This is a genomic window from Telluria sp. RT2P19 (genome assembly GCF_059685725.1).
Genome location: NZ_JCASIL010000006.1, coordinates 199610 through 224523 on the forward strand (window position 1 = coordinate 199610; position 24914 = coordinate 224523).

17 protein-coding genes and 2 tRNA genes are annotated in these 24914 nt (G+C 64.7%); 11 read left to right on the forward strand and 8 right to left on the reverse strand.

The annotated features are described in order from the left end of the window. Nucleotides 1-46 precede the first annotated feature (46 nt). The 7 genes from clpP (at nucleotide 47) to AC56KW_RS10405 (ending at nucleotide 7692) form a co-directional block, all read left to right on the forward strand. The gene (clpP, locus tag AC56KW_RS10375; RefSeq protein ID WP_497170651.1) at nucleotides 47-670 is read left to right on the forward strand and encodes an ATP-dependent Clp endopeptidase proteolytic subunit ClpP; all 624 of its coding nucleotides are present in this window, start codon (nucleotides 47-49) and stop codon (nucleotides 668-670) included. A 196-nt stretch (nucleotides 671-866) separates the two neighbouring features. After that, the gene (clpX, locus tag AC56KW_RS10380) at nucleotides 867-2135 is read left to right on the forward strand and encodes an ATP-dependent Clp protease ATP-binding subunit ClpX (RefSeq protein WP_497170652.1); all 1269 of its coding nucleotides are present in this window, start codon (nucleotides 867-869) and stop codon (nucleotides 2133-2135) included. 270 nt (nucleotides 2136-2405) lie between these two features. Beyond that, nucleotides 2406-4820 carry an endopeptidase La gene (gene lon, locus AC56KW_RS10385; RefSeq protein ID WP_497170653.1) on the forward strand — a complete coding sequence of 805 codons (2415 nt, stop codon included), beginning with the start codon at nucleotides 2406-2408 and terminating at the stop codon, nucleotides 4818-4820. A gap of 299 nt (nucleotides 4821-5119) precedes the next feature. Then, on the forward strand, nucleotides 5120-5392 hold the full coding sequence (locus AC56KW_RS10390; RefSeq protein ID WP_497170654.1) for an HU family DNA-binding protein: 273 nt from the start codon (nucleotides 5120-5122) through the stop codon (nucleotides 5390-5392). 81 nt (nucleotides 5393-5473) lie between these two features. Beyond that, a tRNA-Asp gene (locus AC56KW_RS10395) sits at nucleotides 5474-5550 on the forward strand. 24 nt (nucleotides 5551-5574) lie between these two features. Continuing rightward, a tRNA-Asp gene (locus AC56KW_RS10400) sits at nucleotides 5575-5651 on the forward strand. Between the two features lie 121 nt (nucleotides 5652-5772). Beyond that, nucleotides 5773-7692 (forward strand): SurA N-terminal domain-containing protein, encoded by a 1920-nt coding sequence (locus AC56KW_RS10405; RefSeq protein ID WP_497170655.1) that lies wholly within the window; start codon nucleotides 5773-5775, stop codon nucleotides 7690-7692. A 54-nt stretch (nucleotides 7693-7746) separates the two neighbouring features. Here the strand turns inward: AC56KW_RS10405 and mnmH are convergent, their stop codons facing one another. Beyond that, nucleotides 7747-8808 carry a tRNA 2-selenouridine(34) synthase MnmH gene (gene mnmH, locus AC56KW_RS10410; protein ID WP_497170656.1) on the reverse strand — a complete coding sequence of 354 codons (1062 nt, stop codon included), beginning with the start codon at nucleotides 8806-8808 and terminating at the stop codon, nucleotides 7747-7749. An 8-nt stretch (nucleotides 8809-8816) separates the two neighbouring features. Beyond that, nucleotides 8817-9443: an arylesterase gene (locus AC56KW_RS10415; protein ID WP_497170657.1), complete on the reverse strand. Its 627-nt coding sequence runs from the start codon at nucleotides 9441-9443 to the stop codon at nucleotides 8817-8819. On the opposite strand from AC56KW_RS10415, the gene AC56KW_RS10420 reads away from it, so the two are divergent. Then, on the forward strand, nucleotides 9442-10170 hold the full coding sequence (locus AC56KW_RS10420) for an ABC transporter ATP-binding protein (RefSeq protein ID WP_497170658.1): 729 nt from the start codon (nucleotides 9442-9444) through the stop codon (nucleotides 10168-10170). The two genes, AC56KW_RS10415 and AC56KW_RS10420, sit on opposite strands and share 2 nt — an antisense overlap. Nucleotides 10171-10175: 5 nt before the next feature. Here the strand turns inward: AC56KW_RS10420 and AC56KW_RS10425 are convergent, their stop codons facing one another. Beyond that, nucleotides 10176-11675: an NAD(P)H-hydrate dehydratase gene (locus AC56KW_RS10425; protein WP_497170659.1), complete on the reverse strand. Its 1500-nt coding sequence runs from the start codon at nucleotides 11673-11675 to the stop codon at nucleotides 10176-10178. A 108-nt stretch (nucleotides 11676-11783) separates the two neighbouring features. On the opposite strand from AC56KW_RS10425, the gene AC56KW_RS10430 reads away from it, so the two are divergent. Continuing rightward, a complete protein-coding gene (locus tag AC56KW_RS10430; protein WP_497170660.1) occupies nucleotides 11784-15386 on the forward strand; it encodes a hydantoinase B/oxoprolinase family protein in 3603 nt (1200 codons plus the stop codon). An 18-nt stretch (nucleotides 15387-15404) separates the two neighbouring features. On the opposite strand, the gene AC56KW_RS10435 is transcribed toward AC56KW_RS10430, so the two are convergent. Beyond that, nucleotides 15405-15785, reverse strand: coding sequence for a hypothetical protein (locus AC56KW_RS10435; RefSeq protein ID WP_497170661.1), 381 nt, complete (start codon nucleotides 15783-15785; stop codon nucleotides 15405-15407). A 198-nt stretch (nucleotides 15786-15983) separates the two neighbouring features. Here AC56KW_RS10435 and AC56KW_RS10440 point away from each other — a divergent pair, with 198 nt between their 5' ends. Further along, a complete protein-coding gene (locus AC56KW_RS10440; RefSeq protein WP_497170662.1) occupies nucleotides 15984-16376 on the forward strand; it encodes a hypothetical protein in 393 nt (130 codons plus the stop codon). Between the two features lie 6 nt (nucleotides 16377-16382). Here AC56KW_RS10440 and AC56KW_RS10445 read toward each other — a convergent pair whose 3' ends face one another. Continuing rightward, nucleotides 16383-18014 carry a response regulator gene (locus AC56KW_RS10445; protein ID WP_497170663.1) on the reverse strand — a complete coding sequence of 544 codons (1632 nt, stop codon included), beginning with the start codon at nucleotides 18012-18014 and terminating at the stop codon, nucleotides 16383-16385. Between the two features lie 212 nt (nucleotides 18015-18226). Here AC56KW_RS10445 and purL point away from each other — a divergent pair, with 212 nt between their 5' ends. Next, entirely contained in the window at nucleotides 18227-22246 is a 4020-nt protein-coding gene (gene purL, locus AC56KW_RS10450) for a phosphoribosylformylglycinamidine synthase (protein WP_497170664.1), read from the forward strand. A gap of 446 nt (nucleotides 22247-22692) precedes the next feature. Here the strand turns inward: purL and AC56KW_RS10455 are convergent, their stop codons facing one another. From AC56KW_RS10455 to AC56KW_RS10465, 3 genes are all read right to left on the reverse strand, one after another. Beyond that, nucleotides 22693-23133, reverse strand: coding sequence for a GNAT family N-acetyltransferase (locus AC56KW_RS10455; RefSeq protein ID WP_497170665.1), 441 nt, complete (start codon nucleotides 23131-23133; stop codon nucleotides 22693-22695). A 64-nt stretch (nucleotides 23134-23197) separates the two neighbouring features. After that, nucleotides 23198-23974 (reverse strand): peptidylprolyl isomerase, encoded by a 777-nt coding sequence (locus tag AC56KW_RS10460; RefSeq protein ID WP_497170666.1) that lies wholly within the window; start codon nucleotides 23972-23974, stop codon nucleotides 23198-23200. A gap of 82 nt (nucleotides 23975-24056) precedes the next feature. Further along, nucleotides 24057-24836 (reverse strand): peptidylprolyl isomerase, encoded by a 780-nt coding sequence (locus AC56KW_RS10465; protein WP_497170667.1) that lies wholly within the window; start codon nucleotides 24834-24836, stop codon nucleotides 24057-24059. Nucleotides 24837-24914 lie beyond the last annotated feature (78 nt).

Sequence of the window (24914 nt, forward strand, 5' to 3'; positions counted from 1 at the left end):
GGCCGGCATTTTTTTCAATGGCCTCTTTTTAAGGAACGAGACAGGTATGATTCGTAATCCGGCATTGGATACACAAGCACTCGGCATGGTGCCGATGGTGATCGAACAGAGTGGCCGCGGCGAGCGCGCCTATGACATCTATTCGCGCCTCTTGAAAGAGCGCGTGATCTTCCTGGTCGGCCCTGTCAACGACCAGATGGCGAACCTGATCGTCGCCCAGCTGCTGTTCCTGGAAAGTGAAAATCCTGACAAGGATATTTCGCTCTATATCAACTCCCCGGGCGGTTCTGTGTCGGCGGGCCTGGCGATCTTCGACACGATGAACTTCATCAAGCCGGACGTGTCGACCCTGTGCACCGGCCTGGCGGCGTCGATGGGCGCCTTCCTGCTGGCCGCCGGCGCCAAGGGCAAGCGCTTCTCGCTGCCGAACTCGCGCGTGATGATTCACCAGCCATCGGGTGGATCGCAGGGTATGGCCTCGGATATCGAAATCCAGGCCAAGGAGATCCTGTATCTGCGCGAGCGCCTGGCGCGCATCATGGCCGACAACACCGGCCAGAGCATCGAGCAAATCCACAAGGACACCGACCGCGACCGCTTCATGTCTGCGGAGGAGTCCGTCGAATATGGCATGATCGACAAGGTCTTGACCAGCCGCGGCCAAGCCTGAACCTCGAAAGAGGTGTTGGAAAAAAACGCCCGGACGCAAGCACGTTCGGGCGTTTGTTTTTTATTTCGGGTAGCATGGTCGTACGTGCACAAGTTGCGCCGCCGAGGCGGCATATCATATCCATACTTGTTGCACGGACTTGTTACATGCCTGTATAAGCGCTATATTCACAGCAATTCAATAGAGTCCTGCCCCCATGTCAGACAAAAAATCCTCCAGCGGCGAAAAACTTTTGTACTGCTCGTTCTGCGGAAAGAGCCAGCACGAAGTCAAGAAGCTGATCGCGGGACCGTCGGTGTTCATCTGCGATGAATGCATCGACCTGTGCAACGACATCATCCGCGATGAAACGTCGAACGTCGAAACGGTGGCGGGCGCCAAGTCCGACCTGCCGACGCCTCACGAAATCACCGGGCTGCTCGACCAGTACGTGATCGGTCAGCAGACGGCCAAGCGCATCCTGTCGGTCGCGGTGTACAACCACTACAAGCGCCTCAAGCACCTGGGCAAGAAAGACGAAGTCGAACTGGCAAAGAGCAACATCTTGCTGGTTGGACCAACCGGCTCGGGTAAAACCCTGCTGGCCCAGACGCTGGCGCGCATGCTCAATGTCCCGTTCGTGATCGCCGACGCGACCACGCTGACCGAAGCCGGCTATGTCGGCGAAGACGTCGAGAACATCATCCAGAAGCTGCTGCAGAGCTGCAACTATGAAGTGGAAAAGGCGCAGCGCGGCATCGTCTACATCGACGAGATCGACAAGATTTCGCGCAAGTCCGACAATCCGTCGATCACCCGCGACGTTTCTGGTGAAGGCGTGCAGCAGGCGCTGCTGAAGCTGATCGAGGGCACGATGGCCTCGGTGCCGCCGCAGGGTGGCCGCAAGCATCCGAACCAGGACTTCGTGCAGATCGACACGACCAACATCATGTTCATCTGCGGCGGCGCCTTCGATGGCCTGGCCAAGGTGATCCAGAATCGTTCGGTCAAGAGCGGCATCGGTTTCGGCGCCACGGTCAAGAGCCTGGACGACAGCTATAACGCCGAGATCCTGCTCGAAGCCGAACCGGAAGACCTGATCAAGTTCGGCCTGATCCCCGAGCTGGTCGGCCGTCTGCCGGTCGTGGCCGCCCTCTCCGAGCTGACCGAAGAAGCGCTGATCCAGATCCTGATCGAGCCGAAGAACGCGCTGATCAAGCAGTATTCGAAGCTGCTCGAGATGGAAGGCGCCGAGCTGGAGATTCGCCCTGCGGCCCTGCACGCGATCGCCAAGAAGGCGCTGGCGCGCAAGACCGGCGCCCGCGGCCTGCGTTCGATTCTCGAACACGCGCTGCTGGACGTGATGTATGAATTGCCTAGCCAGCAAAACGTCGTGAAAGTCGTGATCGATGAAAATACAATCACGAATGGCGCGAAACCTTTGCTGATTTATAGCGAAACCGCGAAGGCGTCCGGAGAGAACTGAAAAAGCCCGCACGCTTGCCACGAAAAGGCTTGCCGTGCGGATTCAACTCGGTACAATCAATCTCAATAAAAGACGCCAGGCTTCATTCGAAAAGCCACTCGCGGCACTCCGCGCGGTGGCTTTTTCTATTTAAAAGCGGTCTTTTATTGGAACGGCTATATTTATCGGCAAGTTGAATTTTTTACTTGTAGAAAATATTTTTGTCGGCTGGCCTTGAGTTTTCACTGCCCAGCGCCCAAGTTCAGCAACACGCTTTCTATAAGGTATGCCATGACAACTCCGAAATTAACCGAGCAAACGACGCTGCCACTTCTGCCGTTGCGCGATGTGGTTGTGTTCCCGCATATGGTGATACCTCTGTTCGTCGGTCGTCCAAAATCCATCAAGGCGCTCGAAGCCGCCATGGAGCAGGGCAAGAGCATCATGCTGGCGGCCCAAAAGGCTGCCGCCAAGGACGAACCTTCCGCCGCAGACATCTATGAGATCGGCTGCGTGGCCAATATTCTGCAAATGCTGAAACTCCCGGACGGCACCGTGAAAGTGCTGGTCGAGGGTTCGCAGCGCGCGCGCATCGATAATATTACCGATGGCGCCACCCATTTCGTGGCCGACCTGACGCCGCTCAATTCCGAAATCGGCGACGATTCCGAAGTCGAGGCGATGCGTCGTGCGATCGTCCAGCAGTTCGACCAGTACGTCAAACTCAATAAAAAGATTCCACCCGAGATACTGGCTTCGCTGGCCGGCATCGACGACGCCGGCCGCCTGGCCGATACCGTCGCCGCCCACCTGCCGCTCAAGCTCGAGCAAAAGCAGGTGATCCTCGAGATCTTCAACGTCGCCAAGCGCCTCGAGCACCTGCTCGGCCAGCTGGAAGGCGAACTGGACATCCTGCAGGTCGAGAAGCGCATCCGTGGCCGCGTGAAGCGCCAGATGGAAAAATCGCAGCGCGAGTACTACCTGAACGAACAGGTCAAGGCGATCCAGAAGGAATTGGGCGAAGGCGAAGAGGGCGCCGATATCGAGGAACTCGAGAAGAAAGTCATCGCTGCCAAGATGCCGAAGGAAGCCCTCGAAAAAGCCCAGGCCGAGATTCGCAAGCTCAAGCTGATGTCGCCGATGTCGGCCGAAGCGACCGTCGTGCGCAACTACATCGACACCCTGGTGTCGCTGCCGTGGAAGAAGAAGTCGAAAGTCACCATCGACCTGCAGAATGCCGAAGCGGTGCTCGAGCAGGATCACTACGGCCTCGACAAGATCAAGGAACGCATCCTGGAATACCTCGCGGTGCAGCAGCGCGTCGACAAGCTGAAGGCCCCGATCCTGTGCTTCGTCGGGCCTCCGGGCGTCGGCAAGACCTCGCTGGGCCAGTCGATCGCCCGCGCCACGAACCGCAAGTTCGTGCGCATGGCGCTCGGGGGCGTGCGCGACGAAGCCGAGATCCGCGGCCACCGCCGCACCTATATCGGCTCGATGCCGGGCAAGGTGCTGCAGTCGCTGGCCAAGGTCGGTGTGCGCAATCCCCTGTTCCTGCTCGATGAAATCGACAAGATGGGCGCGGACTTCCGCGGCGATCCGTCGTCGGCCCTGCTCGAGGTGCTGGACCCGGAACAGAACCACACCTTCTCGGACCATTACCTGGAAGTCGACTTCGACCTGTCGGACGTGATGTTCGTGGCGACCTCGAACTCGTTCAACATCCCGCCGGCGCTGCTGGACCGGATGGAAGTCATCCGCCTGTCGGGGTACACCGAAGACGAGAAGACCTCGATCGCCCAGCGCTACCTGCTGCCGAAGCAGTTGAAGAACAACGGCCTGCGTGAAGAAGAGATCAAGGTCGAAGAGTCGGCGGTGCGCGACATCATCCGCTACTACACCCGCGAAGCCGGCGTGCGTTCGCTCGAGCGCGAAGTGTCGAAGATCTGCCGCAAGGTGGTCAAGATGCTGCTGCTGAAAAAAGGCGCGAATGCGGCCGAGAAGCGCGTGATCGTCAATGCCAAGAACCTGGACAAATTCCTGGGCGTGCGGCGCTACGACTTCGGCGTGGCCGAGAAGGACAACCAGATCGGCCAGGTGGTCGGTCTGGCGTGGACCGAAGTCGGCGGCGACCTGCTGACCATCGAAGCGGTCAACGTGCCGGGCAAAGGCGGCATCATCCGCACCGGTACGCTGGGTGACGTGATGAAGGAGTCGATCGAGGCCGCCCGCACCGTGGTGCGTTCGCGCGCGCAGCGCTTCGGCATCAAGAGCGAAGTGTTCGAGAAGACCGACATCCACATCCACGTACCGGAAGGCGCGACGCCGAAGGACGGTCCGTCCGCCGGTATCGGCATGACGACTGCGCTGGTGTCGGCCTTCACCGGCATCCCGGTGCGCGCCGATGTCGCGATGACGGGCGAGATCACGCTGCGCGGCGAAGTGCTGCCGATCGGCGGCCTGAAAGAGAAGCTGCTGGCGGCGCATCGCGGTGGCATCAAGACGGTCCTGATCCCCGAGCAGAACGTGAAAGACCTGGCCGAGATCCCGGACAACGTCAAGAACAAGCTCGAGATCGTGCCGGTGCGCTGGATCGAGAAAGTCCTCGAAGTCGCGCTGGAGCGCCAGCCGGAGGCGTTGCCCGATGTGCCTGCGGTCGCCGTGGCGCCGGCCCCGAGCGAAGGGCAGAGCGAAGTGGTCAAGCACTGACCAGAAGCTCGTGTAGTGCATGAAGCAGGCGCCCGTGTGGCGCCTGTTTTTTTGTCCGCAGTGCGTGAACCGCGTATCCGCAGTCGCCGGGCGCCTGGGCGGGGAGGGGCGTGCGACGGCAACGCCGACACGACGCCGGATACGCCACAACGTCAATACTGACGGGCTTTCTGACCCGTTAACCGAAGTCTCCCTCGACCATGCAAGCTTGACATCCCTATGTTGCCCTTGTTTAATATACGCTTGCACTTTTGCACCAATGGCGCGACGTGCGTCACGAACGGATAACGAGGAAACGAGTGAACAAGACAGAACTGATCGAAGAAATCGCGAAGTCCGCGGACATTACGAAGGCCTCGGCAACGCGTGCACTCGACGCCATGATCGACGCCGTTACCGAAACCCTCAAGAAGAACGACAGCGTCACGCTGGTGGGCTTCGGCACCTTTACGGTGGGCGAGCGCGCGGCGCGCACCGGGCGCGATCCGCGCACCAAGGAACCCATCAAGATCAAGGCTGCGAAGGTTCCGAAATTTAAGGCTGGCAAAGCGCTGAAAGATGCTGTAAACTAATGCCTTCTTCGCGATGACAAGCGTAGAAAGCAGCAGGATAATGTTGTATCCGTCCTGATGCTGAGTTGAGTGTTTTTTGCTGGAGCGGTAGTTCAGTTGGTTAGAATACCGGCCTGTCACGCCGGGGGTCGCGGGTTCGAGCCCCGTCCGCTCCGCCAACAAAAAACATGCAACACAAGTCTGGAGCGGTAGTTCAGTTGGTTAGAATACCGGCCTGTCACGCCGGGGGTCGCGGGTTCGAGCCCCGTCCGCTCCGCCAGAATTCAGTAAGACAGGGGCAGCTCCGAAAGAGCCGCCTCGAAACGAGAAGAGGCGAACGCGAGTTCGCCTTTTTTTTTAACGTTTGCTGTTATTGCATTCTCAACCTTGAATGGCTGACCATGTTTGAATTTATTCGGACCCACAAGCGCTGGATGTACGGGATCCTGCTGCTCTTGATCGTTCCTTCGTTCGTCTTCGTGGGGATGGAGAGTTACCAGGGCAGTGACGGCGGCGCCGGTGTCGCCACCGTCGACGGCCAGAAGATCACCCAGCAAGAGTGGGAAGACGCGCAGCGCCGCCAGATCGATCAGGCGCGCCAGATGATGGGCGCCCAGTTCGACCAGAAGCTGTTTGAAACCTCGGAAGCCAAGCAGGCGATCCTCAACAACCTGGTGGCCGAACGCGCCATCAATGCCGAGATCAACCGCGCCCACATGACCGTGAGCGATGCGACGCTGCAGAAGACCATCATGGACATCCAGCAGTTCCGCCTGCCTGACGGCGGCTTCGACATGGAGGGCTACAAGGCCGCGCTGGCGGCGCAGGGCATGACGCCCGAGATGTTCGACCAGCGCCTGCGCCGCGACCTCGCCGTGCAGCAGCTCTCCGGGGCGATCCAGGGGACCGCATTCGCACCGCGCTCGGTGGCCAGCCGCCTGTCGGACATCAATGACCAGGAGCGCGAAGTGCAGGAGCTCTTGTTCCCGATCGCGACCTATCTGCCGCAGGTGAAGGTCACCGACGACATGGTCAAGGCCTACTATGACAAGAACGCCCAGCTGTTCCAGATCCCGGAGCAGGTGAAGGCCGAGTACGTCGTGTTCAACGCGTCGACCGTCGAGAACCAGGTGCAGGTGAGCGATGCCGAAGTCGCCGACTTCTATAACAAGAACCTCAAGAACTACACCACGCCGGAGCAGCGCAGCGCGAGCCACATCCTGATCACCGTGTCGGGCGACGCCGACGCCGCAACCCAGGCAGCGGCCAGGACGAAGGCGGAAGCCGTGCTGGCGGAAGTGCGCGCCAATCCTGGCAACTTCGCCGCCATCGCCAAGGCCAACTCGCAAGACCCGGGCTCGGCCCAGTCGGGCGGCGACCTGGGCGTGGTCGAGAGAGGCCTGTTCGTGAAATCGGTCGAGGAGGCGATCTATGCGCTGAAACAGGGCGAGACGAGCGGCCTGGTGCAGTCGGAATTCGGCTGGCACATCATCAAGGTCACCGGCATCAAGCCGTCGACCCAGCGCTCGCTGGACGACGCGAAGGCCGATATCGCCGCGGACCTCAAGAAGCAGAAGATGTCGGCCAAGTACACCGAGCTGGCTGGCGTGTTCAGCGAGACCGTCTATGACCAGTCCGAAAGCCTGAAGCCGGTCGCCGACAAGCTCAAGCTGGAGATCCAGACGGCCGACAACCTGACCCGTACGCCGAACCCGGCGCTGGGCGATGCACCGATCAACAACGCCAAGTTCCTGGCCGCGCTGTTCAGCACCGACGCGATCAAGAACAAGCGCAATACCGAAGCGGTCGAAGTGGCGCCAAGCGTGCTGGTCTCGGGCCGCGTGCTCGAGTTCCGTCCCGCGTCGAAGCGTCCCCTGGCTGAAGTTGAAGCACAGATCCGCCAGCGCGTGACGCTGGAAGAAGCGGCCCGCCTGGCCCGCGCCGCCGGCGAGGCGAAGCTCAAGGCCGCCAGGGCCTCGGGTGACGCCACCGGTTTCGCGGCGCCAGTGAGCGTGTCGCGCACCAAGGAACCAGCCATCAACCAGAGCGCCGCGATCGCCGTGCTGAAGGCCGACGTGAGCAAGCTGCCGGCCTATGTCGGTGTCGAGGTGCCGGGCCAGGGTTACGGCGTGTACCGGATCGCCAAGGTGTCGCAGCCGGCAACCCCGGATACGGCGCGCCGCAAGCAGGAAGCCGGCCAGATCGGCGGCCTGGTGGGGCAGCAGCAGATGTTTGACTACGTCGAAGCGCTGAAGGCCAAGGCCAAGGTGAAGATCAACGTCAAGCCGGCTGAACTCGGCGCCAACACCGACGGTCAGTAATCACGTCGCTGGAGGGTAAACAAGCCCGGCTGCGTGAGCAGCCGGGCTTTTTGCTTATCGGTCCGGGCGGTTCAGCCGGTGCGCGGCCGCCAGGAAGTCAGCCGGCGCGATATCGTCCAGTTCCAGCACTTCGGCCTGCGGATAGCGCACGAAGTTACGCTCGATCGAACGCAGGTAGGCCGGATCGTAATGCTGCACCAGCAGCTGGTCGACCAGCGCCGCCATCTGGCCGCCATTGGCCATCGCATGCCAGGCGTCGATCTGCGCACGCCCATGCAGTTGCACCAGGTGCTCGAGCTGCACGTTGAGCGCGGACGGATCGGCGCAGAAGTGCTCGTAGTCTTCCATCAGGAGCCGCACACGGTTCGGGCGCGACAGGTTGACGGCGATGCAGGGCGAGGCGCGCATGCGCTCCATGACCAGGCCGGGCACGCGCAGGTTGCCGACCTTCTTGCTCTCGGATTCGACGAAGACCGGCTTGGCCGGGTCGAAGCGGCGCAGCTTGTCCCACACCAGGCTCTCGAACTTCTTCTGGGTCGGCTGCGGTTCGCCCGGCAGGTGGCCCAGCACCGAGCCGCGATGGGCCGCCAGTTGCTCGAGGTCGAGCACTTGCGCGCCGATGCCGTCGAGCGTTTCCAGCAAGCGGCTCTTGCCGCTGCCGGTGGTGCCACAGATGACCCGGAACTCCAGCGGCGGCGGGCTTTCCAGCGCCGCGCTGACGTGCGCGCGATAGGCCTTGTAGCCGCCCTCAAGCTGCGCCACCGGCCAGCCGATGCGCGCCAGGATGTGCGCCATCGCGCCACTGCGGTTGCCCCCGCGCCAGCAATACACGAGCGGGCGCCAGTCGCGCGGCTTGTCGGCCCACAGGCTGTCGATGTGGCGCGCGATATTGTGCGCGACGATCGGCGCGCCAACCTTCTTGGCTTCGAATGGGCCGGTCTGCTTGTATAGCGTGCCGACGCGAATGCGCTCCTCGTCGTTCAGGACGGGGCAGTTGATCGCGCCCGGGATGTGGTCGAGGGCGTACTCGGCCTCGCTGCGCGCGTCGATGATCACATCGAATGCATCGAGTTGCGCCAGCAGGGCGTCGAACTCCAGGACTTCAGGATACTTCATGGCGGTGCTTACTTTTGGATGAGGGCCGCGAACTGCGGCCAGATGTTGTTGAGGATGATCGGATGCGCCTCGGCCGTCGGATGCAGGCGGTCTTGCTGGAACAGCGCCGGCTTGTCCGCCACGCCTTCGAGCATGAACGGCACCAGCGGCGATTTCGTGGATTTCGCGACGCTCTCGAACATGGAGAAGAAGCGCTCGGTGTATGCGCGTCCGTAATTTGGCGGCATGCGCATGCCGATCAGCAGCACGCGCGCCCTGGTCTCGTGCGCCATGGCGATCATGGCGCGCAGGTTGGCTTCGGCCGACGCCACGGGCAGGCCGCGCAGGCCGTCATTGGCGCCCAGTTCGACGACCACGATGTCGGGACGATGCTGCCTGATCAGGGCCGGCATGCGCGCGCGGCCGCCGCTGGTGGTCTCGCCGCTGATGCTGGCGTTGACCACCTTGGCGTCGAGTTTTTCAGCCTTCAGTTTCTGCTCCAGCAACGCCACCCAGCCCGCGCCGCGCGCGATCCCGTATTCGGCCGACAGGCTGTCGCCCACCACGAGCACGGTTTTTGGTGCAGAATAGGCGCTCGCCGTCGCGGCCACCGTGAGGCATGCGACGACAGTCAAATTTTTAAGAAAAGCAAGCATGCGTGATCATCCCGAGGCATTCAAAAACAGCGTCATCGACGCTGGCGTTCATGCAGGCCGTCCGCCCGCGATCCAGGTAAGCGGCTTGTCGAAGAAGGTGGCCGATGCCAGTGGCGAGCTCACCATCCTGCAAAATATCGATTTTACCGTGCAAGCGGCCGAGACGCTCGCGTTGGTGGGCGCTTCCGGTTCGGGCAAGTCGACCTTGCTGGGCCTGCTGGCCGGCCTCGACACGCCATCCTCGGGCACGGTGCTGCTCGACGGCACCGACATCTTCGCCCTGGACGAAGATGGCCGCGCCGCGTTTCGCAAGGCCAAGCTGGGCTTCGTGTTCCAGTCGTTCCAGCTGCTCGCGCATCTGACCGCGCTGGAGAACGTGATGCTGCCGCTCGAACTGCGCGGCGACGCCGGTGCCCGCGACAAGGCCACCGAGATGCTGGGCCGGGTTGGCCTGTCGAGCCGCCTGAAGCATTACCCCAGGTTCCTGTCGGGCGGCGAGCAGCAGCGGGTCGCGCTCGCCCGCGCCTTCGTTACCGAACCGCCGCTGCTGTTCGCCGACGAGCCGACGGGCAGCCTGGACGCCGCGACCGGCGAGTCCGTGATCGGGCTGATGTTCGACCTCAATCGCGAACGCGGCTCGACCCTGGTGCTGGTGACCCACGATCCGGTCATGGCGGCGCGCTGCAGCCGCACCATCACGATCGCCGCGGGCCATCTGGTCGAATAAATCCATCAACGGCCGGCGGCCTGGTTCACCAGCCGGTTCAATACCTTGCGTGCGGCTGCCGGCAGTTCGCCGGCGGTGAGCCCGATCGGGCCGATACCTTCGTCGACCAGGGCGTCGGCCGCCGCGCCGTGAATCCAGGCCGCGGCCGCTGCCGCGTCCCAGCCGGGCCATCCCTGCGCCAGCAAGGCGCCGCAGATCCCGGCCAGAACGTCGCCGCTACCCGGCGTGGCCAGGCCCGCATTGCCGGTCGGGTTCACCAGCACTTCACCGTCGGGCCGCGCAATCACGGTGCCGGAACCCTTCAGTATCACCGTCGCATTCGTGCGCAGCGCCATTTCGCGCGCGGCTTCCAGCCGGTCGGATTGCACGACCGTCACCGTCATGCCCAATAATCGCGCCCCTTCCAGCGGATGCGGCGTCAAGACGGCTGGCGCGGTGCGCTGCGCCAGGCGCGATTGCAGGTCGGGACTGGCGCCGATCAGGTTCAGCGCATCGGCGTCGATCACCAGCGGGCTGTCGCCATCGAGCGCCTTGGCCAGCAGGCGGATCGCATTGGCCGAGTCGCCCATGCCGGGGCCGATCACCAGCGTGCGGCCGAAGAAATCGAGGTCGTCCGCCGCGCGGAACATGATCTCGGGCTGGCTGCTGTCGTAGCCGGGCGGCGTATTGAGCGCAGCGACGTAGACGCGGCCTGCGCCAGCATACAGCGCGCCGCGCGCGGCCAGCACGGGCGCGCCGGCCATGCCGTGGGCGCCGCCGACGATGGCGACGTCGCCGAAGCTGCCCTTGTGCGTGTTGTGGCGCCGCGCGGCAAGACGTCCGGAGAACAGCAGCGGGCCGCTCAGTTGCGCTGTCGCGCGCGGCAACACGTCGGCGCCCACGCCGAGCATGTCGACCCGCACCTCGCCGGCATGATCGCGGCCTTCGGCGGTGTGCAGGCCGGGCTTGTCGCCCAGGAAGGTAATGGTGTGCGTGGCGCGCACCGCGATGCCGTCCGGGCCGATCACGGCGCCGGTGTCGGCGTCCAGCCCGCTTGGCACGTCGAGCGCCAGGATCGGACAGCGGATCGCGTCCAGTCCGACCACCAGCTCGCGGTAGTCACCGTCGACGGGCCGTTCGAGGCCGATGCCGAACAGGCCGTCGATGACCAGGCCCCATTCGGCGTCGGGCGGCAGCATGTCGATCCAGCCGACCGAGCCGGAGCGGGCGCGTTCATAGGCGGCCGCGGTTTCGCTCGATGCCTCGCGCCGTCCTGGCAGGTGCAGGACCGTGGCGTCGACGCCGGCGTCGGCCAGGTTGGCCGCGGCTTCGAGCGCGTCTCCGCCGTTATTGCCGGGGCCGGCCAATACCAGCACCGGCCGGTCGCGCCGGTCTCCCAGCAGTTCGAGGGCGCAGGCCGCGGCGGCCTTGCCGGCGCGCTGCATCAACGTGCCCGGCTGCAGGCCGTCGCAGGCCGCCTGTTCGATGGCGCGCAGTTGCGCGACGGTGTAAAGATGTCGTTCCATGCTCGTCGATATTGGTGGAGGCAGGCTTTATTGTCGTGCATTCCCGCCAACGTTGTCGCGCCGTCCGATCTACAATAGGCGCTTGACTCGATACGGCGGGAGCAAGGCATGGATTGGCAGTTCTGGATCGACCGAGGCGGCACCTTCACCGACATCGTGGCGCGGCGCCCGGATGGGCGACTCGTCACGCACAAGCTGTTGTCCGAGAATCCTGAACGGTACCGTGACGCCGCCGTGGCCGGCATCGGCCACCTGCTCGGGGTGGCGCCTGGCGAACCGCTACCGGCGTCGAGCGTCGAGGCGGTCAAGATGGGCACCACGGTCGCTACCAACGCGCTGCTCGAGCGCAAGGGCGAGCCGACGGCGCTTGCCATCACGCGCGGCTTTCGCGACGCCCTGCGCATTGCCTACCAGAACCGGCCGCGCCTGTTCGACCGCCACATCGTGCTGCCCGAGCTGCTGTATGCCCGGGTGGTCGAGATCGACGAGCGCATGGGAGCGCATGGCGACGTCGTGCTGCCGCTGGATGAAGCATCGGCCCGCGCGGGGCTCCAGCAAGCCTACGACGCCGGCCTGCGTTCGCTGGCGATCGTGTTCATGCACGGCTACCGCCACACGGCGCACGAAGCGGCGGTGGCGCGCATCGCGCGCGCCATCGGCTTCACTCAGGTGTCGGTGTCGCACGAGGTGAGCCCGATGATGAAACTGGTGGCGCGCGGCGACACCACCGTGGTCGACGCCTACCTGTCGCCGATCCTGCGCCGCTATGTCGACCAGGTGGCGGGCGAACTGCCGGGCGTGAACCTGCAGTTCATGCAGTCGAACGGCGGTCTGACCGACGCGCGCGCCTTCCAGGGCAAGGACAGCATCCTGTCCGGCCCGGCCGGCGGCATTGTCGGGATGGTGCGCGCCAGCCGGCTGGCCGGCTTCGAGAAGGTGATCGGTTTCGACATGGGCGGCACCTCGACCGACGTCTCGCACTTTTCCGGAGAGTTCGAACGCGTGTTCGAGACCCAGGTCGCCGGCGTGCGCATGCGCGCGCCGATGATGAGCATCCATACGGTCGCCGCCGGGGGCGGCTCGATCCTGCACTTCGACGGCAGCCGCTATCGCGTTGGGCCCGACAGCGCCGGCGCCAACCCGGGGCCGGCCAGCTACCGTCGCGGTGGACCGCTGGCCGTCACCGACTGCAACGTCATGCTGGGCAAAGTGCAGCCGAATCATTTCCCGCGCCTGTTCGGCCCGGGAGGCGACGAGGCGCTCGACGCCGATGCGGTATGTGCGCGTTTCGACGAGATGGCCGACCAGATCGGCGCCGCCACCGGCGCGCGGCCAGCGCCGGAAGCCGTGGCCGAAGGCTTCATCCAGATCGCGGTCGGCAATATGGCCAATGCGATCAAGCAGATCTCGGTGCAGCGCGGCCATGACGTCACCGACTATGCGCTCACCAGCTTCGGCGGCGCCGGCGGCCAGCACGCCTGCCTGGTGGCCGACGCGCTGGGCATGAAAACGGTATTCATCCATTCGCTGGCCGGCGTACTGTCGGCCTACGGCATGGGCCTGGCCGACCAGAGCGCGATGCGCGAGCAGGCGGTCGAAGAAAGGCTGTCGGATGCGGCGCTGGCGTCGCTGGCGGCGCGCCTGTCCTCGCTGGCCCACGCGGCGCGTGGGCAGTTGTTGAAGCAGGGCGTGGAAGCCGGGCGCATCGCCATGGTCGAGCGCGTGCACCTGCGCTACGAGGGCACCGACTCGGCGCTGCTGGTGCAGTTCGACGACGTCGCGGCGATGCAGGCGCAGTTCGAGCAGGCGTACAAGCGGCGCTATTCCTTCCTGATGCCGTCGCGCGCGCTGGTGGTCGAGGCGGTGTCGGTCGAGGCCATCGGCCAGTCCGACGCGCCGCCCGAGCAGCCAGCCGGTGAGATGACGCATGAGGCCGCGCCGGCGCCGCGGGAACACGTGCGCATGTACAGCGGCGGCCAGTGGCACGACACCGGTATCTACGTCCGGCGTACTCTGGCGCCCGGCCATGCGGTGCATGGACCGGCCATCATTGCCGAAGACAATGCGACCACGATCGTGGAGCCGGGCTGGCAGGCGCAGGTGACGCGCTACAACCACCTCGTGCTGCGGCGCGTGGAAGCGCTGCCGGAGCGGCGTGCGATCGGCACCACGGCCGACCCGGTGATGCTCGAGATCTTCAACAACCTGTTCATGTCGATTGCCGAGCAGATGGGGCTGAGGCTGCAGAACACGGCGTACTCGGTCAACATCAAGGAGCGCCTCGACTTCAGCTGCGCTATCTTCGACCACGACGGCAACCTGGTCGCGAACGCGCCGCACATGCCGGTGCACCTGGGGTCGATGGGCGAGAGCATCAAGACCGTGATGCGCGAGAACGCGGGCCGGATGCGCTCGGGCGACGTCTACGTGCTCAACGATCCCTACAACGGCGGCACCCACTTGCCCGACGTGACGGTCATTTCGCCGGTGTTCGACGAAGCCGGCCGGGAGATCCTGTTCTACGTCGGCTCGCGCGGCCACCACGCCGATATCGGCGGCACCACGCCGGGCTCGATGCCGCCCGACTCGGACCACATCGATCAAGAGGGCGTGTTGATCAACAACTTCAAGCTGGTCGACGGCGCCGACGGCATCCTGCGCGAGGACGCGGCGCGCGCCATGCTGCAAGGCGCGCGCTACCCGGCGCGCAATCCCGATCAGAACATGGCCGACCTGCGCGCGCAGGTGGCCGCGAACCAGAAGGGCGTCGAAGAGTTGGGCAAGATGGTGGCGCACTTCGGCCTGGATGTCGTACGCGCCTACATGGGCCATGTGCAGGACAACGCCGAGGAAGCAGTGCGGCGCGTGATCTCGGCGCTCAAGGACGGCAGCTTCCACTACGAGCTCGATAACGGCGCCCACATCGACGTCGCGATCCGGGTCGACCAGGCTGCGCGCAGCGCCGAGATCGACTTCACGGGCACTTCCGGCCAGGTGCCGAACAACTTCAATGCGCCGTCCGCTGTCTGCATGGCGGCGGTGCTGTACGTGTTCCGTACGCTGGTGGACGACGAGATTCCCCTGAACGCCGGCTGCCTGAAGCCGTTGAAGGTCATCATCCCGGCCGGTTCCATGCTCAATCCGCATTATCCGGCGTCGGTGGTCTCGGGCAATGTCGAGACGTCGACCTGCATCACCAATGCGCTCTACGGCGCGCTGGGCGTGATGGCGGCGGCGCAGGGCACGATGAACAACTTCACTTTCGGCAACGCCCGCTACCAGTACTACGAAACCATCTCGGGCGGCTCGGGTGCGGGGGAGGGTTTCGATGGCACCGACGTGGTCCAGACGAATATGACCAACTCGCGGCTGACCGATCCCGAGATCCTGGAGTTTCGCTTCCCGGTGCGGCTCGAGAGCTATGAGATCCGGCCCGGCTCGGGCGGGGCGGGTCGCTGGCATGGCGGCAATGGCGGTGTGCGCAAGGTACGCTTCCTGGAGCCGATGACGGCGGCGATCCTGTCGAATAACCGCATCCATGCGCCGTTCGGGATGGCGGGAGGGGCGCCGGCGGAGCGCGGACGCAACCGCGTCGAGCGCGCTGACGGCCAGGTCGAGGCGCTGGGCCATATCGGCAAGGTCGACATGGGGGTGGGCGACGTGTTTGTGATCGAGACGCCGGGTGGTGGCGGATACGGGGTGTCTGCCTGACCCGGTTGCTCCCGTTGCTCAGCGGCGCGGATGAGCGCGGCCGCGCCCGTGGCCTCCATGATGTTGGCCGCCATGCCTGCCATGCTCGCCACGCCAGTGACGGCCGCCGTGCGGGTTCTTCCAGCCATGGTGACGACCGTGCCCGTCGTGGCGCGGCGCGCGGTCGTAGTACGACAATCCCAGGCCCAGCGTCACGGGCGGATAGACGTAGGCAGGACTGCCGTAGGCATGGACGCCGTAGTAGGGGTAGGCTGGATAGCTGGAGTATCCATACGCGGGCGCATAGGCGCCGTCATAGGCCGCATAAGGAGGGCCGTAGGCCACGCACCCTCCGAGACCGCATGCCAGCAACAGCGAAAGAATCAGGCGTTTCGCGGCGCCCTTGATCTGCAGGTTCATGGCAGACCCTCATCGGTAGACGATGATTCATTCTAGTCCCGCGCCAGGCCATCGCCAGCGCCGCATTTGTAAGGAATTGCTACGGCTCCCGGGGCGACGTGCCCGGTGCGCGATGATGTGAATCAGCTGCGCGATATGGCGGTCGCAAAATGAAGGATCGCCCCGGCCGGCCCGTGATCGAATCGAAGAGGAGAATGCATGGCGTATCCACCGGTTGCGCGATTCGCCGCGTCGTGCCTGCGTCGCCATGGCCATGCCGGGGCCGGCACGGCGCGCGCGGCGCGCTCGCCTCGCGCGCCCTTCGCCCTCTTTGCGCTGTGCGGCGTACTGGGCGCGTGCAGCAGCACGCAGGCCGAGACGCGTTCCACGGCAAATGCGGCGGCCCGCCCGCCTGGCGCCGCGGCGGCGCTGACCGTGGTCGGCGCGGCCTGGGACAACTTCAGTCACCGCGGCACCGTCATGTGGGCGTGCCGCGACCTGGCCAGCGGCGACATCGTCTTGACCAGCCTGTGTCACGGGCTGGCCAAGGACGACCGCCATTGGCCGGGAATGGCGCCGCCGTCCAGCTACCGCGGCATGCCCGACCCTTGACGCCGCCTAGGTCGCGGCAATGCCATACTTCCTGCGTGCCGCCTGGTACTCATCGGTCAGCGCCGCCAGCCGCGGATGCTGCGCATCCTGCGCCCGTATCCCGTCGAGCAGCCTGGCCGCCGTCTCGCCCAGCGGGTGATCCCATCCCAATTCGTTCACCTGGCGCAAGATACCGCCGGCCGTCGCCACCATCACCTGCAGGTTGTGCGGCGCGATATGCAGTGCTTCGAGCAGTGTCTGCACCGCCCCGCGCACATCGCCCATATTGCGCTTCTCGTCGGCCACGCCCAGCAGGATCTGCGCCTGCGCCCGCAACTGCTGGCCCATGCCCTCGAGCATATCGGTGCGGCCGGCATTGACGAACACGTGCATCGCCTGGTCGACCGAGACGCCGCTGCCGGTGTCGTTCATCACGCTCATCATGACGGCGGAGGCCTGCTCGTCCAGCCGATGATCGAGGCAGGCCTTGGCCAGCGCCATGCGCAGGCCGGGCGAGGCCGCACCGCCGGCGCGCAGCGCGGACACGGCCGCCTGCAACTGCGCCACGGCGCCCCCCTGGTTGCCGGTCTTGTCGTGCAAGAGCGCATTGGCGTAGGCGCGGCAGGCGTCCGCGGCGGGATTGCCGCGCATCGAGCGCTCCAGGTCGCGCGCCACGCCAGTCGCGCCGAGCAGGTCGTCGCGCGTGACGAGCGCCTTGACCAGGTTGACATGGTCCTCGGGATCGCGAAACTCGGAATAGCGCGCCCTGGTCACGACCTGGCGGAATGATTTCTCGGCGCCTTCTGCGTCGCCCGCCGCGAGCGACACTTCGCCGAGCCTGCGCAGGCGGCGCACCACGTGCGGCGAGATCGCGACGGCGTCCTCGAGCACCTTCTTCGCCGCCTCGTGTTCGCCGCTCGCTTCCAGGCAGCGCGCCATCAGGTCGTAGCCCGCCATCAGGCGCGGGTTGGCGACCAGCAGCTCGTCGAGGATGGCGCGGGTGTCGTTGACCTGGTCGAGGGCGAACAGGGTGCGCGCCAGTCCCAGCGCGGCCCAGCCCAGCGGCCGCTCGGCCAGCACCTCGCGGTAGACCGCGGCGGCGTCCAGGTGCTCGCCCAGGGTCATGTGCAGCTCGGCGCGGATGCGCGCGAAGTCGGCGCCGAAGCGCGGCTGCGCGGCGGCGCCGTCGCGGCAGGCGGCGATCGCTTCGCGCAGCTTGCCCTGGGCCGCCAGCTGCCAGGCCTGCAGCAGGGCGCCGCGGCGCTCCAGGGCGCGTTTGATGCGGCTGCTGAGCATCTCGACCGTGAAGGGCTTCAGCACATAGTCGGTGGGCGTCAGTTCGGCCGCGCTGACCACCTTGTCGTATACGCCTTCGGAGGTGAGCATGATGAAGATCGTCGAGGCCGAGATCAGGCGATGATGGCGCAGGTCTTCCAGTAGTTGCTGGCCATCCTGGCCTTCGGCGCCGCCGCCGGCCAGGTCGTATTCGCACAGGATGATGTCGTAGGCGCGCCGCTGCAGTTGCCGGATGGCGGTGTTGGCGTTGATCGCATACTCGATCTTGGCGATGCCCGCCAGGTTCAGCATGTTCTGCAGGCTGGTACGCATTCCCGGGTTGGGATCGACCACCAGAACCGCCAGGTTTCCGTTTTCTTGCATTGTCGCTTTCGTCTATGCCGTTCACGTCGCCTCCGCAGGGGCGCACATCTACTATTGTCTACCGTAAAGATACCGGCAAGTGTCAAATCGATCAAGGAAACATCGCTGTCACGGTGCCAGTCAGCCGGCGGCCCGACCCATAGTGCAACACTGTATAATAACGGGCTATCTTCCACCCTAGCAGCGACGCTGCATCAACGACTGTCCAAGCCATGTTGATTCTGCCGGGTTCCAATGCCCTGTCCGCCTTCCGTAGCCAACGCCTCCTGAGCCAACTGCAAGCCGTCGCCCCGTCGATCGCCGCCGTCCAGGGACGCTTCTACCACTTCATCGACACCAGTGCGCCGCTCTCCACCGACGACACAGAGCGTCTGTCGGCCATGCTCACCTACGGCGAGCCGGCGCTCGAAACGCTGTACGAGGGCGTGACCGAGGAGTTCTTCGTCATTCCGCGCCTGGGCACGATCTCGCCCTGGGCCTCGAAGGCGACCGACATCGCCCACAACTGCGGCATGGCGCACGTGCACCGCATCGAGCGCGGCGTCGGCTACACGGTCGTGCTCAAGAGCGGCATCCTGGGCAGCAGCATCGGCGCCGCCAAGAAGCTCGGCGCGCAAGAACTGGAAGCCGTCAGCGCGCTGCTGCACGACCGCATGACCGAATCGGTGCTGCGTAATGCCGACGACGCCCAGCACCTGTTCAACGAACTCGAAGGCAAGCAGCTGGAAAGCATCGACGTGCTGGCGCAGGGCCGCGACGCGCTGGTGCGCGCCAACACGGAACTCGGCCTGGCGATGTCGGAAGACGAAGTCGACTACCTGCACGATGCTTTTACCAAGGCCCAGCGCAATCCGACCGACGTCGAACTCATGATGTTCGCCCAGGCGAACAGCGAGCATTGCCGCCACAAGATCTTCAACGCCGACTGGATCATCGACGGTGTCAAGCAGGACAAATCGCTGTTCGGCATGATCAAGAACACGCACCAGTTGAACCCGCGCGGCACGGTTGTCGCCTACAGCGACAACTCGTCGATCATCGAAGGCGCCACCGTCACCCGCTTCTTCCCGCGCGACGGCGAAGAATACGGCGCGTCGACCGAGCTGGTTCATACCCTGATGAAGGTCGAGACCCATAACCACCCGACCGCGATTTCCCCATTCCCTGGCGCCTCGACCGGCGCCGGCGGCGAAATCCGCGACGAGGGCGCGACCGGCCGCGGCGCCAAGCCGAAGGCCGGCCTGACCGGCTTCACGGTGTCGAACCTGCAGCTTCCGGACGCCCGGCGTCCGTGGGAGAACGCGTCCGACGTCACCAGGGGCGAGCGATCGGAAGCCATCTACGGCAAGCCGGAACGCATCGCGACGCCGCTGCAGATCATGATCGACGGCCCGCTCGGCGGCGCCGCCTTCAGCAATGAATTCGGCCGTCCGGTCCTGGGCGGCTACTTCCGCGCCTACGAACAGAACGTCGGCGCCGCGGGCGCGGTCTACGGCTACCACAAGCCGATCATGATCGCCGGCGGTATCGGCAGCATCTCGGCCCGGCACACCCACAAGGACGAGATCCCGGTCGGCAGCCTGCTGATCCAGCTGGGCGGGCCTGGCATGCGCATCGGCATGGGCGGCAGCGCCGCCTCGTCGATGGCGACCGGCACCAACACGGCCGACCTGGACTTCGACTCGGTCCAGCGCGGCAATCCGGAGATGGAACGCCGGGCGCAAGAAGTCATCAACGGCTGCTGGCAGCTGGGCGAGGAAAACCCGATCATCTCGATCCACGACGTCGGCGCCGGCGGCCTGTCGAACGCCTTCCCGGAAATCGTCAACGACGCCAAGCGCGGAGCGATTTTCGACCTGCGCAAGGTGCCGCTGGAAGAAAGCGGTCTAGCGCCGAAGGAAATTTGGTCAAACGAGTCTCAAGAGAGATATGTGCTGGCGATTTCCCCGGATAGCCTTGCAAAGTTTGCATCCCTGTGCGAGCGCGAGCGCTGCCCGTTTGCTGTCGTCGGCACCGCTACCGAAGAGCGCCAACTCAAGCTGATCGACGAACAGGAAGGGAATGCGCCGGTCGACATGCCGATGGACGTCCTGCTCGGCAAACCCCCGAAGATGCTGCGCGACGTCGAACACGTCAAGCACGCCTTCCCGCCGGTCGACCTGACCGGCATCGCGCTGGCCGAGGCGGCGCGCCGCGTGCTGCTGAACCCGGCCGTCGCCGACAAATCGTTCCTGATCACGATCGGCGACCGTACCGTCGGCGGCACCAGCGTGCGCGACCAGATGGTCGGCCCATGGCAGGTACCGGTCGCCGACTGCGCGGTCACCGCGATGGCCTTCGAGGGCTTCGTGGGCGAGGCGATGGCGATGGGCGAGCGCACTCCGCTGGCCGTGATCGACGCCGCCGCGTCGGGCCGCATGGCCGTGGGCGAGGCGATCACCAACATCGCCGCGGCCGCGATCAGCGACATCTCGGACATCAAATTGTCGGCCAACTGGATGGCGGCCTGCGGCCAGCCGGGCCAGGACGCCGCGCTGTTCGACACCGTCAAGGCCGTGGGCATGGAGCTGTGCCCGGCGCTGGGGGTGTCGATCCCGGTCGGCAAGGATTCGCTGTCGATGCGCACCACCTGGAACGACGATGGACAGAACAAGGCCGTGATTTCGCCGGTCTCGCTGATCGTGTCGTCGTTTGCGCCGGTGGTCGACGTGCGCCGTTCGCTGACTCCGCAACTGCGTACCGACGCGGGCGACACCGCCCTGATCCTGGTCGACCTGGGTCGCGGCAAGAACCGCCTGGGCGCCTCCATCCTGGCCCAAGTCACCCAGCAGCTGGGAGACTCGGTGCCGGACGTCGATGCGCCGCAAGACCTGAAAGCCTTCTTCGTCGCCATCCAGCAGCTGAACGCCGACGGCAAGCTGCTGGCCTATCACGACCGTTCGGACGGCGGCCTGTTCGCCACGCTCACCGAGATGGCCTTCGCGGGCCGCACCGGCGTGTCGGTCAACCTCGACATCCTGACCATGGAAGGCGAGCACGCCTCCGACTGGGGCGACGCCAAGAACTGGGCCGGCCAGGTGGCCGAGCGCCGTAACGAGATGACCCTGCGCGCCTTGTTCAGCGAAGAGCTGGGCGCCGTGATCCAGGTGCGCGCCGGGGACAAGAGCGCGGTGATGAACGTGCTGCGCGACCAAGGCCTGGGCGCCTGCAGCCACATCATCGGCAAACTGAACGAGCGCGGCGCGATCGAGTTCACGCGCGACGCCAAGGTGATCTATAACGAGACCCGCAGCAGCCTGCACCGCCTGTGGAGCGAGACGAGCTGGCGCATCGCGCGCCTGCGCGACAACCCGGCCTGCGCCGATGCGGAATATGACCGCCTGCTGGACGAAAGCGATCCAGGCATGCAGCCGAAGATCACCTTCGACCTGCGTGATAACGTCGCCGCACCGTTCATCGCGACGGGCGTGCGCCCGCGCGTGGCGATCCTGCGCGAGCAGGGCGTCAACTCGCACATCGAGACCGCCTGGGTGATGCATCAGGCCGGCTTCGCCGCGATCGACGTCCACATGAGCGACCTGATCGCCGGCCGCGCCAGGCTGGACGACTTCCACGGCGTCATCGCCGTCGGCGGTTTCTCGTACGGCGACGTGCTCGGTGCGGGCGAAGGCTGGGCCAAGACCATCCTGTTCAATCCGCAGCTGTCGGATCAGTTCGCGAAGTTCTTCGCGCGCCAGGACACCTTCGGCCTGGGCGTGTGCAACGGCTGCCAGATGATGAGCAACCTGAAGTCGATCATCCCGGGCGCGCAGGCGTGGCCGAAGTTCACCCGTAACAAATCCGAGCAGTTCGAGGCGCGCTTCGGCATGGTTGAGGTGCTCGATTCGCCGTCGATCTTCTTCGCGGGCATGGCCGGCACCCAGGCGCCGATCGCCATCGCCCATGGCGAAGGCTTCGCCGATTTCTCGCTGACCGGCGACATTGGCGCTGCGCACAAGGCGATGCGCTTCGTCGACAACCGCGGCCAGGCGACCGAAGTGTATCCGTTCAACCCGAACGGCTCGCCGGACGGCCTGACCTCGGTCACCACCGACGACGGCCGCTTCACGGTGCTGATGCCGCACGCCGAGCGCGTGTTCCGCGGCGTCGTGCATTCGTGGGCGCCGGAATCGTATGGCGACGAGTCGCCGTGGATGCGCATGTTCCGCAATGCGCGCAAGTGGGTCGGCTAAACGGCTCGTCCACCGAACATCAACGCCTCTTCGGAGGCGTTTCTTTTGGGCGCTGTGCGCGTTAAATCGGTTCTTTCCGGCGGCAAGTCGGGCATTGGACGATCGCGGTCAGCGATTGCGCTGGTGTACGCAAAGCGCCGTCATCCAGGAAACCCTGCCAGCCCGAATAGTTCACCGGGTAACGACTGGCGATGCCATTGCAGCGCTTGAGAAGGTCAGCGCGATCAATACTTCTTCGAAGACCACGCCTTGCACCATCGCCACCTGATGAGTTAACTCGACAGTGGCTGAGACCGGCGCGAATGGGAAAGGTTCGCATAACTAACGCGAACAGCGCCGCTGTGTGCCGGTGCGCTAGTTGGGGTCACTGCGCCGCCGCTTCCAGACATGGCCCCCGAACCGAGGCCCGATCTGGAAAGCATGGCGTTCGTGCGGCGCTCGGGTAGTCAGGACGCCGGGCGCGCCAGCGTGTAGCGCACGTCGGCAGCGCCAGCGTCGGCCCTGGTCCAGCCCTGGCGCGCATAGAACAGGTCGGCGCGTGTGCCGGCCCCGGTGTCGAGCGCTATCTCGGCGCACCCCGTGTCGAACAGCCATGCCGTCGCCAGGCCGAGCAGGGCTTTCGCCAGGCCCTTGCCTTCATGTCCGGGGTCGACGAACAGCGCCCAGATCGCGCCATCGAGCCGGTTGGCATAGCTGAACCCAACCGTCACGCCATCGACCTGCGCCACCCAGCCGCGGCCATCGCGTTCGAGGAAGTCCTCGTACATCTGCTGCGTGACCCGGGCAGGGTCGCGCAGCCGGTTCTCGTGCACCGACAGCCGGATGCGCGCCATCTGTGGGATATCGGCGGCGGTTGCGCGCCGAAATGCGGGCAGGGATGGGTTCATTTATTCACGCACACAAGAAAAAAGCGCTCCCGCGGGAGCGCTCTTCGAGACTGCGAGGCAGCGATTACTGCACCTTGGCCTTCTTGACCAGGCTTTCGCGGTAGGTGGCCAGCTGACGCTGCTGCAGGCCTTCGGTGACTTGCTGCTTGACTTCGTCCAGCGGCGGGATCTTGGTCGCGCGCACGTCTTCCAGCTTGATGACGTGGAAACCGAACTGCGATTTCACCGGGGTCTCGGTGATGGCGCCTTTTTGCAGGGCGACCATGGCTTTCGAGAACTCAGGCACATAGGTTGCCGGGCTTGCCCAGCCCAGGTCGCCGCCGTTCTGGGCGCTCCCGTCTTTCGACTGCTTGGCCAGCTCCTCGAACTTGGCGCCGCCCTTCAGCTTGCCGATGATATCCTTGGCCGTGGCTTCGGAGTCGACCAGGATGTGGCGCGCATGGTATTCCTTGTCGCCGATCATGGCTTTCTGCTTGTCGTACTCGGCCTTGATCTCGGCATCCTTGATCGGATTTTTCTTGACGTAGTCGGCCAGCATCGCGTTGATGATGATGCTCTGGCGGGCATTGTCGATGGCCGACTTGACGTCGGCGCGGGCGCCGATATTCTGCTTGTCGGCTTCCTGGATCAATACTTCACGGCTGATCAGGTCGTTCTTGATTGCTGCGCGCAGCTCAGGGGAATCGGCGGCGCGGCCCTGTGCGACGACTTGCTTGACCAGCTGGTCGACCCTCGCTTGCGGGATCGCCTTGCCATTGACGGTTGCAGCGTTTTGCGCGAGTGCGGGCAGGGCAACCAATGCGGTCATGGCTAACAACAGGCGGGCTGGCTTCAAAATCATTGTTGAGATCCTATATAAACACGAAAAGTATCGCCGCAGGCGACGAAAGCCGGCGCGAACTCAGCACCGGCGACAGCACATATTACTGCACCTTGGCCTTCTTGACCATTTGCTCCTGGTAATCACGCAGCTTCTCTTGCGACAGCGATTCGGCAATCTGCGGTTTGACTTCGTCGAGCGACGGCAGCTTGACCGGACGGGTGTCGTCCAGCTTGATCACGTGGAAACCGGCATTGGTCTTGACCGGCACGTCGGTGATCGCGCCTTTCTGCAGCTTGGTGAAGCCGGCCGCGAATTCAGGCGGCAGCGCGTTCGGGGTAACCCAGTCCAGGTCGCCGCCGTTGTTGGCGGTGCCGGTGTCCTTCGAGGTCTTGGCCAGGTCTTCGAACTTGGTGCCGCCTTTCAGCTTGGCAATAGCTGCCTTGGCTTCGTCTTCGGTGCCCAGCAGGATGTGACGCACATGGTATTCCTTGTCGCCGGTCTGCGCCTTGAACTTGTCGTACTCGGCCTTGATCTGGGCGTCGCTCACCGGGTTCTTGGTGATGTATTCGCGGGCCAGGGCATTGACGACGATCGACTGGCGGGCATTGTCCAGCGCTTCGCGCACTTCGGGTTTCTTGTCGTAGCCTTGCTTGACGGCTTCTTGCATCAGCACTTCGCGGGCGATCAGGTCGTTCTTGACGGCTTCGCGCAGCTGCGGCGAATCCTGGCCCTGGCCCTGGGCCACGACCTGCTTGACGACGGCATCGGCGCGCGACGACGGGATCGCCTTGCCGTTCACCACTGCGAGGTTCTGGGCGAAGGCGGGAGCCGATGCAACGGCGACAAGGGCTAACAGCAGGCGAGCTGGCTTAAAGGTCATGTGTGTTCCTGTAGCGGGGAGTTTGCTGGACGAGATTGGATTAATTGTTTTGACTAGCAGTGCAAATTGTCGGGCAAA

Bases quoted from the DNA above. Each gene is read 5' to 3' on its own strand.
- clpP (WP_497170651.1), top strand. From the start codon at position 47: ATGATTCGTAATCCGGCATTGGATACACAAGCACTCGGCATGGTGCCG.
- clpX (WP_497170652.1), top strand. From the start codon at position 867: ATGTCAGACAAAAAATCCTCCAGCGGCGAAAAACTTTTGTACTGCTCG.
- lon (WP_497170653.1), top strand. From the start codon at position 2,406: ATGACAACTCCGAAATTAACCGAGCAAACGACGCTGCCACTTCTGCCG.
- AC56KW_RS10405 (WP_497170655.1), top strand. From the start codon at position 5,773: ATGTTTGAATTTATTCGGACCCACAAGCGCTGGATGTACGGGATCCTG.
- mnmH (WP_497170656.1), bottom strand. From the start codon at position 8,808: ATGAAGTATCCTGAAGTCCTGGAGTTCGACGCCCTGCTGGCGCAACTC.
- AC56KW_RS10420 (WP_497170658.1), top strand. From the start codon at position 9,442: ATGCGTGATCATCCCGAGGCATTCAAAAACAGCGTCATCGACGCTGGC.
- AC56KW_RS10415 (WP_497170657.1), bottom strand. From the start codon at position 9,443: ATGCTTGCTTTTCTTAAAAATTTGACTGTCGTCGCATGCCTCACGGTG.
- AC56KW_RS10425 (WP_497170659.1), bottom strand. From the start codon at position 11,675: ATGGAACGACATCTTTACACCGTCGCGCAACTGCGCGCCATCGAACAG.
- AC56KW_RS10430 (WP_497170660.1), top strand. From the start codon at position 11,784: ATGGATTGGCAGTTCTGGATCGACCGAGGCGGCACCTTCACCGACATC.
- AC56KW_RS10435 (WP_497170661.1), bottom strand. From the start codon at position 15,785: ATGAACCTGCAGATCAAGGGCGCCGCGAAACGCCTGATTCTTTCGCTG.
- AC56KW_RS10440 (WP_497170662.1), top strand. From the start codon at position 15,984: ATGGCGTATCCACCGGTTGCGCGATTCGCCGCGTCGTGCCTGCGTCGC.
- AC56KW_RS10445 (WP_497170663.1), bottom strand. From the start codon at position 18,014: ATGCAAGAAAACGGAAACCTGGCGGTTCTGGTGGTCGATCCCAACCCG.
- purL (WP_497170664.1), top strand. From the start codon at position 18,227: ATGTTGATTCTGCCGGGTTCCAATGCCCTGTCCGCCTTCCGTAGCCAA.
- AC56KW_RS10455 (WP_497170665.1), bottom strand. From the start codon at position 23,133: ATGAACCCATCCCTGCCCGCATTTCGGCGCGCAACCGCCGCCGATATC.
- AC56KW_RS10460 (WP_497170666.1), bottom strand. From the start codon at position 23,974: ATGATTTTGAAGCCAGCCCGCCTGTTGTTAGCCATGACCGCATTGGTT.
- AC56KW_RS10465 (WP_497170667.1), bottom strand. From the start codon at position 24,836: ATGACCTTTAAGCCAGCTCGCCTGCTGTTAGCCCTTGTCGCCGTTGCA.